The 16,273-nt window shown below is 68.1% G+C and carries 11 protein-coding genes; 7 read left to right on the top strand and 4 right to left on the bottom strand.

The features are described 5' to 3' along the window. The first annotated feature begins 95 nt into the window (after positions 1–95). Positions 96–2,057, top strand: a complete 1,962-nt coding sequence (locus tag JYJ93_RS27140; protein WP_206796658.1) for an ABC-F family ATP-binding cassette domain-containing protein — start codon at positions 96–98, stop codon at positions 2,055–2,057. Positions 2,058–2,063: 6 nt separating this feature from the next. Here JYJ93_RS27140 and gspC read toward each other — a convergent pair whose 3' ends face one another. The 4 genes from gspC to JYJ93_RS27120 form a co-directional block, all read right to left on the bottom strand. After that, positions 2,064–2,924, bottom strand: coding sequence for a type II secretion system protein GspC (gene gspC, locus JYJ93_RS27135; protein WP_206796655.1), 861 nt, complete (start codon positions 2,922–2,924; stop codon positions 2,064–2,066). Between the two features lie 161 nt (positions 2,925–3,085). Further along, on the bottom strand, positions 3,086–4,612 hold the full coding sequence (locus JYJ93_RS27130) for a M35 family metallo-endopeptidase (RefSeq protein WP_206796653.1): 1,527 nt from the start codon (positions 4,610–4,612) through the stop codon (positions 3,086–3,088). 90 nt (positions 4,613–4,702) lie between these two features. Next, positions 4,703–5,404 (bottom strand): zf-TFIIB domain-containing protein, encoded by a 702-nt coding sequence (locus JYJ93_RS27125; protein WP_206796651.1) that lies wholly within the window; start codon positions 5,402–5,404, stop codon positions 4,703–4,705. A gap of 49 nt (positions 5,405–5,453) precedes the next feature. After that, complete coding sequence (locus JYJ93_RS27120) at positions 5,454–7,697, bottom strand: ATP-binding protein (protein ID WP_206796649.1); 2,244 nt, start codon at positions 7,695–7,697, stop codon at positions 5,454–5,456. 110 nt (positions 7,698–7,807) lie between these two features. Between JYJ93_RS27120 and JYJ93_RS27115 the strand changes: the two genes are divergently transcribed. From JYJ93_RS27115 to JYJ93_RS27090, 6 genes are all read left to right on the top strand, one after another. After that, a complete protein-coding gene (locus tag JYJ93_RS27115) occupies positions 7,808–10,240 on the top strand; it encodes a transglycosylase SLT domain-containing protein (RefSeq protein WP_206796647.1) in 2,433 nt (810 codons plus the stop codon). Between the two features lie 294 nt (positions 10,241–10,534). Beyond that, positions 10,535–11,881 carry an amino acid permease gene (locus tag JYJ93_RS27110; protein WP_206796639.1) on the top strand — a complete coding sequence of 449 codons (1,347 nt, stop codon included), beginning with the start codon at positions 10,535–10,537 and terminating at the stop codon, positions 11,879–11,881. Between the two features lie 61 nt (positions 11,882–11,942). After that, on the top strand, positions 11,943–13,388 hold the full coding sequence (locus tag JYJ93_RS27105; RefSeq protein WP_206796636.1) for a hypothetical protein: 1,446 nt from the start codon (positions 11,943–11,945) through the stop codon (positions 13,386–13,388). A 150-nt stretch (positions 13,389–13,538) separates the two neighbouring features. Next, complete coding sequence (locus tag JYJ93_RS27100; protein ID WP_206796634.1) at positions 13,539–14,687, top strand: hypothetical protein; 1,149 nt, start codon at positions 13,539–13,541, stop codon at positions 14,685–14,687. Between the two features lie 14 nt (positions 14,688–14,701). Next, positions 14,702–15,736 (top strand): serine/threonine-protein kinase, encoded by a 1,035-nt coding sequence (locus JYJ93_RS27095; RefSeq protein ID WP_206796632.1) that lies wholly within the window; start codon positions 14,702–14,704, stop codon positions 15,734–15,736. Between the two features lie 25 nt (positions 15,737–15,761). Continuing rightward, positions 15,762–16,142, top strand: coding sequence for a VOC family protein (locus JYJ93_RS27090; RefSeq protein WP_206796630.1), 381 nt, complete (start codon positions 15,762–15,764; stop codon positions 16,140–16,142). The last annotated feature ends 131 nt before the right edge of the window (positions 16,143–16,273 follow it).

Raw genomic sequence — 16,273 nt, 5'->3', positions numbered from 1 at the left:
TTCCGCCCAACCGGGGAGATGTGCTCCCTGGGCAGTCAGGCAGGCATCAGGACCGTTCCCGAAGGGCTTCCCGGCTGTTATCTCCCCCCTCCGCCATGAGCCTCGTCATCGCCCAGGACATCAGCCTCGCCTACGGAAAGAAGGTCCTCTTCGACGAGGACAATTTCACCCTCGGTCCCAGGGACCGGGTGGGTCTGGTGGGGGCCAACGGGACGGGCAAGTCGTCCCTCATGAAGATCATCGCCGGGGCGAGCCAGCCGGACGGGGGCACCGTCCAGTACAGCCGCCGGGCCCGGGCGGGCTACCTGCCCCAGGAGATCGCCGGCCTGCCGGAGGGCACCGTCGTGGAGGCGGTGATGAGCACCGTCCCCGGCCGGGACTCGCTGGAGTCGCGCCTGAAGGACACGGAAGGAGCGCTCGCGGCCAGCACGGACGAGGAGGAGCAGCTGGAGTTGGCGCAGACGCTGGCGGACCTCCACGCGGAGCTGGACGACTTCGAGAACCGCTACGGCCGCCACCACGCCGAGCGCATCCTCAAGGGCCTGGGCTTCAAGGACGCGGACCTGTCCAAGCCCACCCAGGCGCTGTCTGGCGGCTGGCGCATGCGCGCGGCTTTGGCGGGCCTGCTCCTCCAGGACCCGGACCTGCTGCTGCTGGACGAGCCCACGAACCACCTGGACGTGCCCACGCTCGCGTGGTTCGACGGGTTCCTGCGCCGCTCCAACAAGGCGATGGTGCTCATCTCCCACGACCGCGACTTCCTCAACCGGCAGATCAACCGGGTGGTGTCGCTGGAGATGGAGGGCGTGCGCGAGTACGCCGGCAACTACGAGGACTACAAGCGCCAGCGCGCGGAGGAGATGGTGCTCCTCCAGGCCCGGGCGGAGAAGGTGGAGCAGCGCCGCGCGGAGCTGCAGGGCTTCATCGACCGGTTCGGCGCGAAGGCCACCAAGGCGAAGCAGGCGCAGAGCCGCGCGAAGATGCTGGCCAAGCTGGAGAAGGTCCAGGTCCTGGAAGAGCGCCAGACGATGAAGTTCCGCTTCCCGGAAGTGGAGCGCTCGGGCCGGGACGTGGTGTTGATGGAGGGCATCACCAAGCGCTACGGCGCGCTCACCGTCTACAACGGCCTGGATGCGCGGCTGGAGCGGGGCCAGCGCATCGCCGTGGTAGGCGCGAACGGGGCGGGCAAGACGACGCTGCTCAAGATGGTGGCGGGGGAGCTGGCGCCGGACAGCGGCAAGGTGTCGCTGGGGCACAACGTGGTGGTGGGCTACTACGCCCAGCACCACGCGGACAAACTGGACCGCCACAACACCATCATCGAGGAGGTGCGGCCCCTGGCGGCGGACAAGCCGGAGAGCTACGTGCGCGGCGTGCTGGGCGCGTTCCTCTTCAGCGGCGACGACGTGGAGAAGCCCATTGGCGTGCTGAGCGGTGGCGAGCGCGCCCGCGTGGCGCTGGCGAAGCTGCTGCTGATTCCGTCCAACTTCCTGCTGATGGACGAGCCGACGAACCACCTGGACCTGGACTCGTCGGAGATGCTGATTGAAGCGCTGAAGCTGTACGGCGGCACGCTGCTGTTCGTCAGCCACAACCGCAGCTTCATCAACAACCTGTGCACGCACGTCTGGGAGGTGGCGGACGGCAAGCTCACGTCCCACGCGGGCAACCTGGACGAGTACCTCTACCACCAGGAGCAGGTGCGCCTGTCGGCGGAGGGCGCGGACACGGGCGCGTCGAGCGGGAAGGGCGCCGCGGCGGCCGCGGGCCCGGTGTCGGAGAAGGACCGCAAGCGGCTGGAGGCGGAGGCGCGCCAGCGGCGCTCCGTGGTGGAGGGCCCCATCAAGAAGGAGATCGCGAAGCTGGAGGAGCGCATCGCGAAGGTGGAGGCCGAGCAGAAGGACCGCGAGACGCAGCTGGCGGACCCGGTGCTCTACAACGACTTCGCCCGGGCGAAGCCGCTGATGGACGCGCACCGCGCTGGCAAGGAGGAGCTGGAGGACCTCTACGCCCGGTGGGAGGCCGCGCAGGAGAAGCTGGCGGCGGCGCAGGCCTGACGGGGCCTACTGGACGTCGAAGGTCTTCTGCATCGGGACGCCACCGCGCTCGATTCGCAGCTCGATGCGCCGGGCGTCTCGGAGCTTCGTGAAGGCCCCCAGCGCCTTGTCGGGGCTGTCCAGGTCCAGGCCGTTGATGCGCTGGAGCACATCTCCGTTGCGCAGCCCCAGCCGGGAGTAGAAGGAATTCTCCCGGATGGAGAACAGCTTGAAGCCCACGGGGCGGCCGTCCTTGAAGGCGGGGACCACGCGGGCCTGCATGGACAGCTCGTTCAGATGCGTGAGCGCTTCGGTGACGTCCTCGCGCGGCACGGAGTAGGTGTCCGGGCCCGTCTCCCGGATGCCGTGGCCCAGGCCGGGAGCCCCTGGCTGGACGTTCACCAGGGCGGGCGTTCCGCTCCCGGAGCCGTCGACGTATTCGAGCCGTCCATCCACCAGCAGCAGGATGCGCTCCCGCTCGATGGCGAAGACACGGGCGCCCTGGATGGTGTCGCTGATCATCAGGCTGCGCGCACTGCCAGCCGGGAGCTCATGGATGGAGGCCATGGACCAATGCGGATCCTGCGCCACCAGCGTGCCCAGCAGCCGGATGCCCAGCGTGCTCCGGCGGACGTCCGGCGGCGGCTCTGGAGGCACCTCCACGCCGGTGTTGGCTGAGAGCCCCGTCAGCCTCGCCAGTTGCGCCCCATCCAGAGGCGTGGCGGGAGGGACGTCCGATGGCGCCGGAGCCGCGGCCCAGGTGTCCCGGATGCCTGGCATCACGAAGGCGCTGGTCACCTGATTCACGATGAGCGCGGCCGTCAGGGCACACGCAAAGACAAGCAGGACGAACAGGCCCTGGATGGGCCGCTGCAGCTCACGGTTCACGATGAGGCCTCCCTGTTTGGAACAGGGAGGCCTTGAGCAAGCCAGGGGCCAGCGGCTGTCCCAGAGGGAGCGCTGTTGGCCCTCAAGCCCGGTCAGGGACCTCGTGTCAGTGAACGCGGTGACAGCAATGACAACCCGTCATGACACGGTGTCCATCCGCCTCAGTGGCCGTAATAGAAGGCCGAGCCCCAGAGGTAGGCGTTCCGGCTGGCGGGAGCCGTGCCCACCAGACAGTGCGCACCGTCATAGCCGCCGATGACGCAGTGGGGCGGCGGCGTGATGTAGAGGTTGTTCGCCCACTTGAACGGCGCCGAACCCCACGGCAGCGGCATGACGTAGCAGTTGGCCCCGTCGAACGTCGACGGCGCGGGGCACGCATTGCCGGGGCCGGGCGTCAGGTAGAGGTTCCCCGACCAGATGAAGTAGCTGGTGCTCCAGGAGGGGTAGGGGAGGATGTAGCAGTTCGCCGTGTCCCAGCCGGAAGGCGCCGGGCAATACGTGCCGGGGACCGCGTTGACGTAGTAGGCGTTGTTGTGGACGAACGCCGTCAGCCCGGAGGGCACGTTCATCACGTGGCAGTTCGCTCCATCCCAGCTCGCGGTGAGGGGCGCGCCCGTGTGCGACGTGACGGTCGGCGCGCAGGGGTTGTAGGGGTTGTAGGGCGTGGCCGCGGAGAAGAACGCGTACGAGTCCGCGTTGCGGATGGCGCTGCTGGGATTGGAGTTCGCGAGCGACATGCTGGCGGAGGTGCCGTACACGACGTCATCCGTCTGCGCCACGACCCGGAAATGGCTGACTTCATGAATCAGGGTGTCTGCCTTGGAACCCGGGCCCGTCATGGGCGCGGGCCAGAACGCCGGGCACAGGTGGATCTTGTATTCCTGCCGGGGCTTGACGTAGGCGTAGGCGCCACTCTGGTTGCAATTGCAGTAATACTTGAACGTCTCGTTGTCCACCGCGTTGCGAATCTTCCGGAAGTTCTCACGGACGGTGCTGTAACGAGAGCTGTCGTAGGCGCCAAACCACTGGGTGTAGCGGGTCACCGGGTTCCCCGCCACCATGTAGTCATAGGAGTCGTTCGCGTAGTTGAGGGCGTGCTGCCGGGCGTCGATCACCGCGTTCTTCTGCGAGCTGCTGCACGACTTCCACTTCTCGTTGCTGCCACTGACGATCTTGGTCTGCGGTTCGTCGTCCAGGTCGTCCGGATCCAGGGGCGGCTCGCGACCCTCGATGTCGAGGAAGACGACGTTGGAGACCACCGTCCCCTTGCCCATTCCAGCGTCCAGGAGCTCGGTCTTGAACTGGACCGCGTAGGTGCCCGAGACGGAGAGGTCGTAGTTGTCCCAGAGCGAGGCGATGCCCGAGATGCTCTCTCCCGGCTTCAGCGTGAGGTAATCGCTGTCCGCGGGCGCGCCGCGCCTGTAGAGCCGGCCGATGTACTCCACCGGCTTGCGCTCCAGCGCGACGGTGAGGATGTCCGCCTGGATGCCATCCAGGGCAGGCGTCTGGTAGCCGAGGATCCGCACCGGCTCTTTCGATACGTTCGTGAAGGTCACGGCGAGGTCCACGGGCGTGTCCGCCGGGAACTTCGTTACCTTCGACGCGAGCTTGATTTCAATGGCCTCCCCAGCGCCTGCGTGTAATGGGATTGAAACGAGCGCGGCCACGATGAGACAGGTCAATTTCATCCAGACAGGGTGCAATACCCCGGGTGAAATTTTCAACGTGACAAATGCGTCGTGCGCGACGCTGATTTGTAACCTGAATCGCTACAACGGCTATTTGAAGATCTTCGACAGGAGCCACACGACGGCGGACTCCGCGGCGCTGTTGTTGAGGTGCCGGGCGCGGCGGCCGTAGGTCTCGCTGGGCTGGGCCTTGGTCAGCTCGTCCGTGTACGGCGCGGAGCCTTCCGGCGCGCAGCTTCCGCAGTACAGCCGCTCCTCCCAGACGAAGCCGTAGCGCACGTCCATCCGCCGGCCACACGTCACGCAGGCGGGCTCGTCACCCACGCGCACCTTGGGCAACAGGCTCAGGCTGCGCTTCGGGTCGTACTCGTGCTCGAAGTCGGCGGCGATGGGCCGCGGCTCGGGGCGGGCTTCCGGCTCCGCGGCCTTCTGGAGCCGGCCCAGCTCCTCCCCGTCCAAGGCCACGCCCCGGCACTTCGTGCAGACGTCCACCGTCACGTCCCGCAGGTCCACCACGGGCAGCGGCGCGCTGCCGCAGGTGGGGCAGGTGGGCGCCTGCTTCCCGCAGGAGGGACAGCCCGGGACGTACTGGAGCGCGGCCTCACAGCCCTTGCACCGCCCGGGCTTGCCCTTCGCCTGCTCGAAGACGGCCGTCAGCGTGGGCCCGCCGACGACGCGCGCCAGCATCTCCTCCTCGAACCAGGCGGCCCCGCAGGCGCCGCACTCGTCGCGCACCAGCCCCCGGGCGTAGGTGTTGCGCATCGTCGTCTGGCAGTAGGGGCACGCCTGCATGGCCCCCTCAGCCTACCGGGTCTTTCCCGGAAACGGGATGCCGCGCGACTCAGCCCGCGCGGCGGCGCTTCTCCTTCTTCGGCTTGGGCTCGGGCGTCTTCGGGGCCGGCGTGGGTTCGCGCAGCTCCTCCGGGACGGGGAGGGCGGGCTGGGAGGGGCGCGTGGGCGGCACGGGCGTGCCGTCCGGCAGGGCGCCCTCCACCGGCTCGGAGGGGAGCGCCGGCAGGCGGATGATGAACGTGGTGCCTTCGCTCACCTTGCTCTGCACGCTGATGCTGCCGCCGTGGTTCTTCACGATGCGCTGGCAGATGGCGAGCCCCAGGCCGGTGCCCTTCTGCTTCGTGGTGAAGAAGGGCACGAAGATGTGCGGCTGCTGATCCGCCGGGATGCCCGGGCCGTTGTCGGAGACGCGCACCTCCACGAACTCGCCGCCCGCGCTGCGCAGGTCGCCGAAGCGCTCTGGCTTCTCCGTGCGCACCGTGATGCGGCCCGGCTGCGGCCCCAGCGCCTGCACCGCGTTCTGCACCAGGTTGATCAACACCTGCTTGAGCTGCTCCGCGTCGCCTTCCGCGCGCGGCAGGCGCAGGTCCAGCTCCACCGCCAGCTCCGCCGTGGGCGGCATGTCGTTCTGGATGAGCCGCATCGTGCGCGTCACCACCTCGTTGAGGTCGGTGGGCCCGAAGCTCTGCTTCAGCGGACGCGAGTAGTCCAGGAACGCCGTCACCACGCCGTTGAGCCGGTTCACCTCTTCCACGATGACGTCCAGGAACTCGCCGTCCTCGCCCGGCAGCTTCTTCGGGTCCAGGCACTGCGCCGCGCCCTTGATGGCGCCCAGCGGGTTGCGGATTTCATGCGCCAGGCCCGCCGCCATCTCACCCAGCGCCGCCAGGCGGTCGCGCTCGCGGATCTTCTCGTACAGCTTGGAGTTCTCCAGCACCGTCGCCATCCGCTCGGAGACCTCCAGGATGAGCGCGATCTCATCCGACGCGTACGCCTCCGGCACCCGTTCGTCCCACAGGTTCAGGAAGCCGATGACGCGGTCATTGCCCATCAGCGGCACGCTGATGCCGGCCTTCATCTGGAGCAGCGCGGCGCGCGTGTCGTTGAGCCGCTTCAGCTCGTCCCGGAAGCGCTTGCCCTCCACGGCCTGCACCCGCATCACGGAGATGCGCCGCTCGATGTTCTCCAGCAGCACCGCCTTCTGCCCGCTGGCCACCGCGAAGAGCACGCCGCGCGCGGCCGCCGTGTCCAGGAGCGCCACCGGCAGGGGCCCGCGCGAGTCCAGGAGCCGGTAGCCCGGCCGGTCCTCCGCCATCAGGTACACCGACGCGTGCGTCACGCGCCCCGTCTCGTGCAGCGCGTCCAGCACCACGTTCGCCAGCTCGGAGATTTCGATGACGGACGCCATGCGCACGCGCAGGGTGCTCAGCGTGCCCAGCAGCGCGAAGCGCTCGCGGAAGAAGATGCGCACCACCATCTCCTCCACCTTGGTGCGCAGCGGATCCAACAGGATGAGGATGACGAACGCGGCCACCACCGTGTTGAAGACGAAGAGCGACGTGTTCTCGTCCACCCACGCCGTCAGCACCGTGAACACCGACGCCAGGATGATGGCCAGCACCGTCTGCGAGGCGATCTTCCCCAGCAGCTCGTGCAGGTCCATCAGCCGCAGCCGCAAGAGCGTCTGCGCGAGGAAGAACAGGTAGAGCGTCGCGAAGACGGGGCCCAGCGTGGGGAACGGGATGTCGTTGCGCGACAGGAAGTCCAGCCCGTTGAACAGCACCGCCGCGCCCGCGCCAATGGCCAGGTACGCCAGCCGGAACTGCTCGATGCGCGACTCCGTCGTGCGCACCCGGTGGACCAGCAAGGACACGGAAGTGAACAACGTGCCCAGCACCCAGGCGCCCAGCGCCAGACGGGCCCACGGTTTGTCCGCCAACGGTGTAACGGCGACCGTCAGGCCCAGCACGCCGGACAGGAGGGCGAGCCGCCGGCCGACCTGATGCGCTCCCTTGCTGACCCCCAGGAACTCAAGGAAGAAGGCGACCGCCGCCCCGGGCACCAGGGAGACGACGAGCACCGTCGCCCCGAGGGCGATGCGGGACACCCAGGGGTAGTCCTGAGGGGGGAAGATGCTGTGGAAGAAGAGGCTGAGGTAGTACCCGGCGACCGTCAGGGTGAAGACGGAGTAGAGCGTGAGGACCCGGGGCCGTCCGGGGCGCAACAACATGGACACGCCCAGCGCCAGACCGATGATGGAAGCGAGCAGTGCGCTTTGGGTGCGGATATCCATGTGCAGGCGGACAGTCTAACCTCTGTCAGGGGCTGGAAATTTTCCAACCATCCCCAGTTGTCCTCGGGCGTGCCCGAGCGCATCTCCCAGGGTCCCCGAGGCCCCCGCGAATGAAAGTGTCCCTCCAGCATCTCGCCCTCCTCGCCTCCGCGGCGCTGCTGTCCGCGCAGGCTCCCGCCCCCGCCGTCCCCGGCACCGCTCCGGCAGCCACGGCTCCCGCGGCTCCGGCTTCCAGCGACGACACGGATCAGGCCCCCACGACGCGCACCGACAACGCGCCGTCGGAGGCGCAGTTGACGCCGCCGCCGGACGCGGACAAGGCGCCGTTGCCGGTGGGCTACGTGCAGGTGTTCAACCCGGCCTTCCCGGGGATCGTGCCGCCCACGCCGGTGGTGCACCGCGGGCGCCGCTACGGGCTGGAGGACCTGACGCCGTACTTCGCGGACGGCAAGAAGAAGGACGCGAAGGACGCGTTCGACAAGGGCCAGTACACCAAGGCGCGCGCGCTGCTGGAGGGTGAAGGGGACAGCCCGCCGGTGCGCTACCTGCGCGCGCTGTCCGCGGTGCGGGCCGGGGACGACAAGGCGGCGGCGACGGAGATGGGGGCGCTCGCCAACGACTACCCGGCGCTGAAGGACCGCTGCCTCACGCACGCGGGCGTGGCGCTGGAGTCCCAGGGCCGGCTGGAGGACGCGGCGGCCAGCTTCAAGCAGGTGCCGGAGGGCTCGCGCATGTACGTGGACGCGCGCCTGGGCCTGGCGCGCGTGCTGCGCAAGAAGAAGGACTACGACGGCGCCATGGAGGCGCTGACGCCGCTCACCCAGCGCATGATGACGGGCTGGGGCCGCAACGTGGGCGCGGAGGCGCTCATCGCCACGGCGGACCTGGCGGTGGAGAAGAAGGACAAGGCGGCGGAGAAGGCCGCGCTGTGGAAGCTGTGGGCGGCCCAGCCGCTGTCGCCCATCGTCAAGCAGGTGGAGAAGCGCCTCAAGGGGCAGACGCCGCCCGTGGACGCCAAGGTGGGCCGCGCGGAGGCGCTCATTGAAGCGCACCGCAACAAGCAGGGCATGGCCATCCTGGAGCCGATGCTCAAGACGCTGAAGCTGCCGGACGCGCTCGCGTGCCGCGCGCACTTCGCGTTCGGCAAGGGGCAGCGCAAGGAGCGCCAGCACACGGCCGCCATCCAGATCCTCACGCCGGTGGTGGAGCAGTGCAAGGACCGCGACCTGCTGGCCCGCGCGCTGTACGTGCTGGGCTCGTCGCGCTCCATCGTGGATCAGCAGCGCGGCACGGACACCTACGAGCGGCTGGCGAAGGAGTTCCCGGACCACTCGTTCGCGGACGACGCGCTCTTCTACGCGGCCGACCTGTACGTGAAGACCAACCGCCCCAAGGAGGCCATGGCGCGGCTGGATGAGGTCGCGCGGCTGTACCCCAAGGGCGACTTCCTGGGCGAGGCGCTCTTCAAGGCCTTCTGGGTGGCGCGCACGTCGAAGGTGGAGGACGGGGGCTTCTCCTTCCTGGACCGCATCGAGGAGCAGTTCGCCAACGCGGACGAGTCCTACGACGTGGAGCGCGCGCGCTACTGGCGGGCGCGCACGCTGGAGGAGCGCGGCAACATCCAGGGCGCCGCGGAGCTGATGGAGAAGCTCGCGGTGGAGCACCCGGCCACGTACTACGGCCTGATGGCGCGCTCGAAGCTGGGTGACCTGGACCCCAAGCGGCTGGAGGCCGTGTCCGCGTCCATCTTCGACGTGCCGGAGGCCGCCAGCCCCTGGCCGATGTTCGCGGGCCCCATGGGAGACGACCCGCACTTCCGCGCGGGCGTGGAGCTGTTGCGGCTGGGCTTCGCGGACTCCGTGTCGTCGGAGCTGATGCTGGTGAACCGCGCCAACCAGCCGCCGGAGTCCATGCGGCTCCTGGTGATGGTGCTGTCACAGTCCGGTGACGCGCGGTCGGCGCACGCCATCGCGCGGCTCGCGCTGCGCAAGGACCTGAGCGGGCGCATCACCGCGCAGACGCGGCCGGTGTGGGAGGTGGCCTATCCCAACGCGTTCCGCGACCTGATTGAAAAGCACACCGCGCCCGCGGGCGTGGAGCCGGACCTGCTCCAGGCGCTGATGCGCGAGGAGAGCGCGTTGGACCCCAAGGCCCTGTCCTGGGCCGGCGCGCTGGGCCTCACGCAGCTGATGCCCTCCACGGCGAAGGGCGTGGCGCGCGAGCTCAAGGTGAAGCACTTCACCGTGGACTCGCTGCTCCAGCCGGAGCTGAACATCCGCTTCGGCGCGCACTACCTGGGCGGCCTGATCAAACAGTTCAAGGGCCACACGCCCTACGCCGTGGGCAGCTACAACGCGGGCTCCGGCGCGGTGAACCGCTGGCGCGCGGCCAAGCCGGACCTGGCGCTGGATGCGTGGGTGGAGGAGATCCCCATCGCGGAGACGCGCGGCTACATCAAGCGCGTGCTGCGCTCCTACAACACCTACCAGCTGCTCTACGGCCGCGCGCCCAAGGTGCCGGTGATGCCGAGCGCATCGCGTTGACACGGGAGGGCGGGCTCGCGAAGGCGCCGCCTCCTGCTGCTTCGATTCGAGCCCCGTCAGGGGGGCGGCGAAAGGAATGACAATCAACGCTCGGGCCGGCTGAGAGTGCGAGGGACTGCTCTGCGCACCGCCTTGCGATGGGACGACCTTTCACTCGCGGACTTGGGGGAAGGCCGCGTTCTTGCCGCAGGGCGGAGTCAGTGACAACTCCCTGGCGAAAGGGGGCCCGCCATGCACGTGCCGTCCGCTGGGACTCCCGCGAGCCGTCCGGGTCGGGGAATGAGCTGGCCCGCGATGGGGCTGTTGTCTGCGTCAGCCGTTATCAACCTGACCAACGTCGCGGCGATGTCCGAGTATGGGCTGGGGTCGGTGGTGCTGTACATCCTCCCCGCCCTGGTCTTCCTGCTGCCCGCGGCCTTCACCGCCGCCGAGTTGGGCAGCACCTGGCCTGGAGGCGTCTTCACATGGGTGCACGAAGCGCTGGGTGAGAAGTGGGCGTTCTGCGCCGCGTGGCAGCAGTGGGTGCAGAACATCATCTTCTATCCCCTGCTGTTGTCCTTCGCCGCGGGCAACCTCGCGTACATCGTGTCGCCCGTTCTCGCGCTCAACGGCCCCTTCAACGGCGCCTTCGTGCTGGTGGGCTTCGGCCTGTGCGCAGCGGTGGCCCTGCACGGCGTGGGTCACGCCTCGCGCTTCTCCGTATGGGGCGTGGTGCTCGGCATTGTCATCCCCACGACCCTGCTGACACTGCTGGCCGTGGCGTACCTCCTCGGCGGCCACGCATCGGCCACGCCGCTGGAGGCGAGTCATCTCCTGCCGCCGTGGTCCGGTATCGGCGGGCTGGTGCTCGTGGTGGGCAACTTCCTCGCATACGGCGGCGTGGAGGTGAGCGCGGTGCACGTCCGGGAGATGAAGGACGCGCGCCATGGCTATCCGAAGGCCATGGTGCTGATGGCGCTGCTCGCCACGCTCATCTTCGTTTTCTCCACGCTGGGCGTCGCCGTGGCCGTCCAGCACAAGCGGCTGGACTTGAGCGCGGGGCTCATCCAGGCCTTCGAGACATACCTGGACGTGTATGGCTTGAAGCGGATGGCTATGGTCTTCGCGCTGCTGTTCCTGATCGCCGCGCTGGGCACGGTGCTCACCTGGATGCTGGGACCCAACCACAGTCTGTTGCTGGTGGGGCGCAAGGGCTTGCTGCCGCCGCTCTTCCAGCGCACCAACAGCCATGGCACTCCCACGGCGCTCCTGGCGACGCAAGGAGTGCTGGTGGCGCTGCTCGCCCTGGGGTTCTTCATCGCGAAGGACGTCAATCAGGTCTATTGGGCGCTCGCCGCCATGACGACACAGCTCTACATCCCCATGTATGGACTGCTGTTCGTGTCGGCGCTGAAGCTGCGTCGCGCGCGTCCCGAAATCCCGCGAGGCTACCGGGCGCCCGCGCTGCCGCTGCTCGCCTGTGTGGGAATCGTGTCCTCCGCCCTGGCCTTCATCGTGGGCTTCGTGCCGCCCAAGCAACTCAAGGTGGAACAACCCATCGCCTATGTGGCGAACCTGGCGGGGCTGGTCTTCGCCCTGGGCGCCGTGCCCTTCGTGCTCTACGCGCGCCGAAAGCCAGAGTGGCGGCAGCCGGGTCCATAGGTCCCGCTGATTCGTGAATTCCTTGTATAGGGAGGGGCGGGCCGTGGTTTCGTAGGCCGCCATGTCCACCCTCCGAACGAAAATCGCTCCCCTCGCGGTCGCGCTGTTCACCCTGGTGGCCTTGTGTCTTCCGGCGGAAGCCGAGGCACAGGCCTGGTCGCTGACGAACGCGCAGCGGCAGGCGTTCCTTCGCTACTACGCGCCGGTCATCTTCAAGCGCGCCAATGGCAACGGCAACGAGCACGGCTACGACTGGCTGACGAACTTCGACTTCGACCAGGACGGGGACTTCTCCAACAACAAGCTGCACTGGAAGCAGATCAACCAGTACGTGGACGCGTCGCGCGTGGGCCCCAGCGCGTTCGACAAATGGCGCATCCGGCCGACGCTCTACACGTCACTGATTGAGTACATGGACGGGGGCAAGAACCTCACCCTCGTGTATCACCTGTATCACGCGCTGGATAAGAACGCGGCGGGCAACTGGCAGCTCCATGACTGGGAGCGCGTCGAGCTCCAGGTGAAGAACGTCGTGGGCAATCCGGGCAGCGGGGAGTCCGTGGCGTACGCGGTGGTGACGCAGCACAAGCGCAACGTGGTGCGCCGGGCGGGCAGCGGCGACCTCCAGTTCATGCAGACGGGCACGGGCAGCCACCTGCTCATCTGGCAGGCGGAGTGGTCCGACAAGCTGCTGGCGCCGCACGGGCAGGAGCTGCGCTTCGTGACGGATCCGTATTCGTTCTTCGCGGGCCGGATGGCGTCCGGGGGCAAGGCGGAGGCGGACGTGAACAACGACGACGGGCGCAAGAAGCTGCACTACGTGTTCGTGCCGGAGGACGACGGGGCGGCGGTGGCGGCGTTCAACGCGCAGCCGGTGCGGTACTCGACGGCGGACGCGCTGGCCAGCCGCTATGACAATGGGGACTCCGCCAACTGGCCCGCGGTGAAGCGCGTCACGTACGAGCTGCAGGACCTGGCGGACATCCTCCCCACGCACTGGGAGCACGGGGGCTATGCAACGCACTGGCTGCCGGACGAGCCCCAGTTCTTCTTCCTGGAGAGCCCGGTGGTGAACGAGGCGGGGCAGGCGGAGGTGAGCGTGGGGATGCAGCGCTTCTTCTCCAAGACGCGCGACGTGGAGGGGCAGGACGACCGCGAGGGCTACCCGTCGAAGAAGTGGTTCTTCGGCACCTTCGAGCTGAACGACAAGGCGTCCGACACGGGGGGCGGCGGGTCCAGCGCGTTCCACGACAAGTCATGGGCGGGCACGGTGGTGGACTCGCGGGGGCAGACGCGCATGAGCGCCAGCGGCTACCTGGCGTCCGTGAACTCATACTGGTGGCAACACGACTACTTCGTGCACTCGGGCGTGACGGACGACACGGACGGGCGGGAGCAGGGCTTCTGGCTGCAGGGTGGGTGGTACCTGCCTCAGAACGGCGGGTTTGACGGACGCTGGGTGCAACTCTTCGACGACCGGCCAGGCAAGGAGTCCGGCGAGGACTGAATTGGTCCTGATTGCCGTGCGGGGGGCAGAGCGAGAAGCGCGGCTCATGCCCTCTTGCGAATAGGTCCCAGAAGGGGACCCGGGGTGGCGGTGGGCTGGTAGGGTTGCGGCGCAATTCCACCCCCCTCGTTTGCGTGAAGGAAACACGCCATGAGCCAGCCCAGCACCCCCAGCCCTCAACAGATAGACCTCAACCGCACCGCCGTGGAGATCGCCCCCGAGACCTTCTGGGTCGGGAAGCGCGAGCCCGGCGGCATCTTCTTCGCGAACCCGTTCCTGCGCCGCTTTCAGGGGACGGATCAACGGACGAAGAAACCCTCTGAGTTCAACCTCCTCATCGACCCCGGGTCGAGCAGCGACTTCTCCACCATCCACACGAAGGTGGTGTCGCTCATTGGGGGGATGGACCGCCTGTCCGCGCTCTTCATCAACCACCAGGATCCGGACGTGGGGTCGTCCGCGAACATCATCTCGGCGCGCTATTCGCCGCGCGCGAGCATCCTGTGCTCCGAGGACACCTGGCGGCTCATCGTCCACTTCAACCTGCCGCGCAACCGCTTCATCCCGACGGAGAAGTTCTCCGCGGGGTTGAGCGTGCCCACGGGGCACAAGCTGTTGCCGGTGCCGTCGCCGTTCTGCCACTTCCGGGGCGCGGTGATGCTGTACGACCCGCAGACGCGGGTGCTCTTCACGGGGGACCTCTTCGGAGGCCTCACGGACAGCAAGGCCCAGGGCCTGTGGGCGGACGAGTCTGACTGGAACGGCATCCGGGCGTTCCATCAGATCTACATGCCGGTGAACTCGGCGCTGGTGCGCGCGGTGGCGGCCATCCGGAAGCTCTCGCCCGCGGTGGAGATGATCGCCCCGCAGCACGGCCGCATCATCCGGGGCAAGCTGGTGCAGCAGTTCCTGGAGCGCATGGAGCGGCTGCAGGTGGGCCTGGACATCATCGACGAGGCGCAGGACCGCACGCACCTTCAGGCCTGGAACGCGGTGATCGACCGGGTGCTGAACCTGGCGCGCGGCTACCTGGGTGAATCCGTGGAGGCGAAGCTCTCCGCGAGCGGCCAGTTGTCGGACACGGCGAAGTTCAACGGCCAGCGGCTGGAGGTGAGCCGCATGGGCAAGTGGACGCTGGAGCACGTGGTGGAGGTGCTCTGCCAGGGCGAGCCCTCGGAGATTTCGGGCCCCATCATGGTGGAGGCCACCCTCGCCGCCGCGGAGTACAACCTGCCCACGCCGCACCTGGACCTCGAAGGCGCGGGCGCGCCGGCGCCGGTCTCGTTGCTGGAGCCGTGAGGGGGGAGGGCGGGGTGCATTCCAAGGACCGTGACAGCGGAGGCTTGACCTATCTGGGCCCGGAGGCGCTGAACGCGCGGCCGGGCAACGCCGTGGCCGAGGACGGGTCCGAGCCGACGCTGCCGCAGGTGCGGACGCCCGTGTCTCCGGGGGGGACGTTGCTCCAGGGGGCGGTGACGCCCCGGCCTCCCGCGCCCGTGCACCAGGGGCTCGTCCCCGGGCAGGTGGTGGCGGGGCGCTACCGGGTGGAGAAGTGGCTGGGCGTGGGCGGCACGTCGGCGGTGTACCAGGCGCTGGATGTGAAGAAGCAGCAGCGCGTGGCGCTCAAGGTGCTGGCCGTGCCGTACGCCGACGAGGCGATGGTGACGCGCTTCCGCCAGGAGGTGGAGCACGCCCGGGCGCTGGAGCACGTGAACATCCTGCATGTGTTCGACGCGGGCTCGGACGGGGAGAGGCATTACCTGACGGTGGAGTTACTGGAGGGGAGGGATCTGCGGCAGGTGATGCAGGAGGGGCGCCCCACGCTGGCCAACGCCTTGCGGTGGTTGATGCACGCGACGGTGGCGCTGGAGCACGCGCACGCGCGTGGGGTGCTGCACCGGGACGTGAAGCCGGGGAACCTCTTCATCACGCGCACGGGCGTGCTGAAGCTGATGGATTTCGGGCTCGCCAAGAGCGCGCATGTGATGGGGAACACGGCGCAGGGCGCGACGCTGGGGACGCCGGAGTACATGGCGCCGGAGCAGGTGAAGGGGGCGGAGGTGTCCCCGGCCACGGACCTGTATGCGCTGGGCGTGGTGGCGTACGAGCTGCTCACCGGGCAACTGCCGTTCCGGCATGCGCAGCCCATTCCGCTGATGCTGATGCACGTGCAGGAGACGCCCGTGCCTCCGAGGAAGCGGCGTCCAGAGCTGCCGGAAGCTTTCGAGCAGGTCGTCCTCAAGCTGATGCGGAAGCAGCCCGAGGAGCGTTACGCGAGCGCCACGGTGCTGCGCGCTGAACTGGCGAAGCTGTGGCCGCTGGCACTCCAGCGGGGGCGGGCGTTATAGGAGGCTCCTTCTCCAGGGGGCCTCCATGTCTGTCAAATTCAACCACACCATCGTCCACGCGAAGGATCAGGTCGCGTCCGCGCGATTCCTGGCGGAGCTGCTGGGATTGCCCGAGCCCACGCGCTTCGGGCATTTCCATGCGGTGAAGCTGTCGGATGGGGCGACGCTCGACTACATGACGACGAAGGACGCCATCCACGGTCAGCACTACGCGTTCCTGGTGTCGGAAGAGGTGTTTGATTCGCTGATCTCCAAGATCCGCGACCGGAAGATCCAGCACTGGGCGGACCCGTTCGGCCACCAGGAGAACCAGATCAACACCCATGATGGAGGCCGTGGGGTCTATTTCCAGGACCCCAGTGGCCACTACATGGAGGCCATCACCGTGCCCTATGGCGGGTGGTAGCAGGTTTGTAGTGTTTGATTGGACGGTGTGCCGCAACTGTGGCGGCTGGCCATTTTTAGGAGTATAGGGATTTGCGCCTTCAGTTAAATGATGAGTTAATCCAGTGGTTTAGTTGTGGTGAAAAAGTGGCA

Source organism: Corallococcus sp. NCSPR001 (assembly GCF_017309135.1).
In the GTDB taxonomy this organism is placed as follows: Bacteria; Myxococcota; Myxococcia; order Myxococcales; family Myxococcaceae; genus Corallococcus.
Note: the sequence above shows the minus strand (reverse complement) of the source record. Positions and strands in the feature narration are given on the sequence as shown.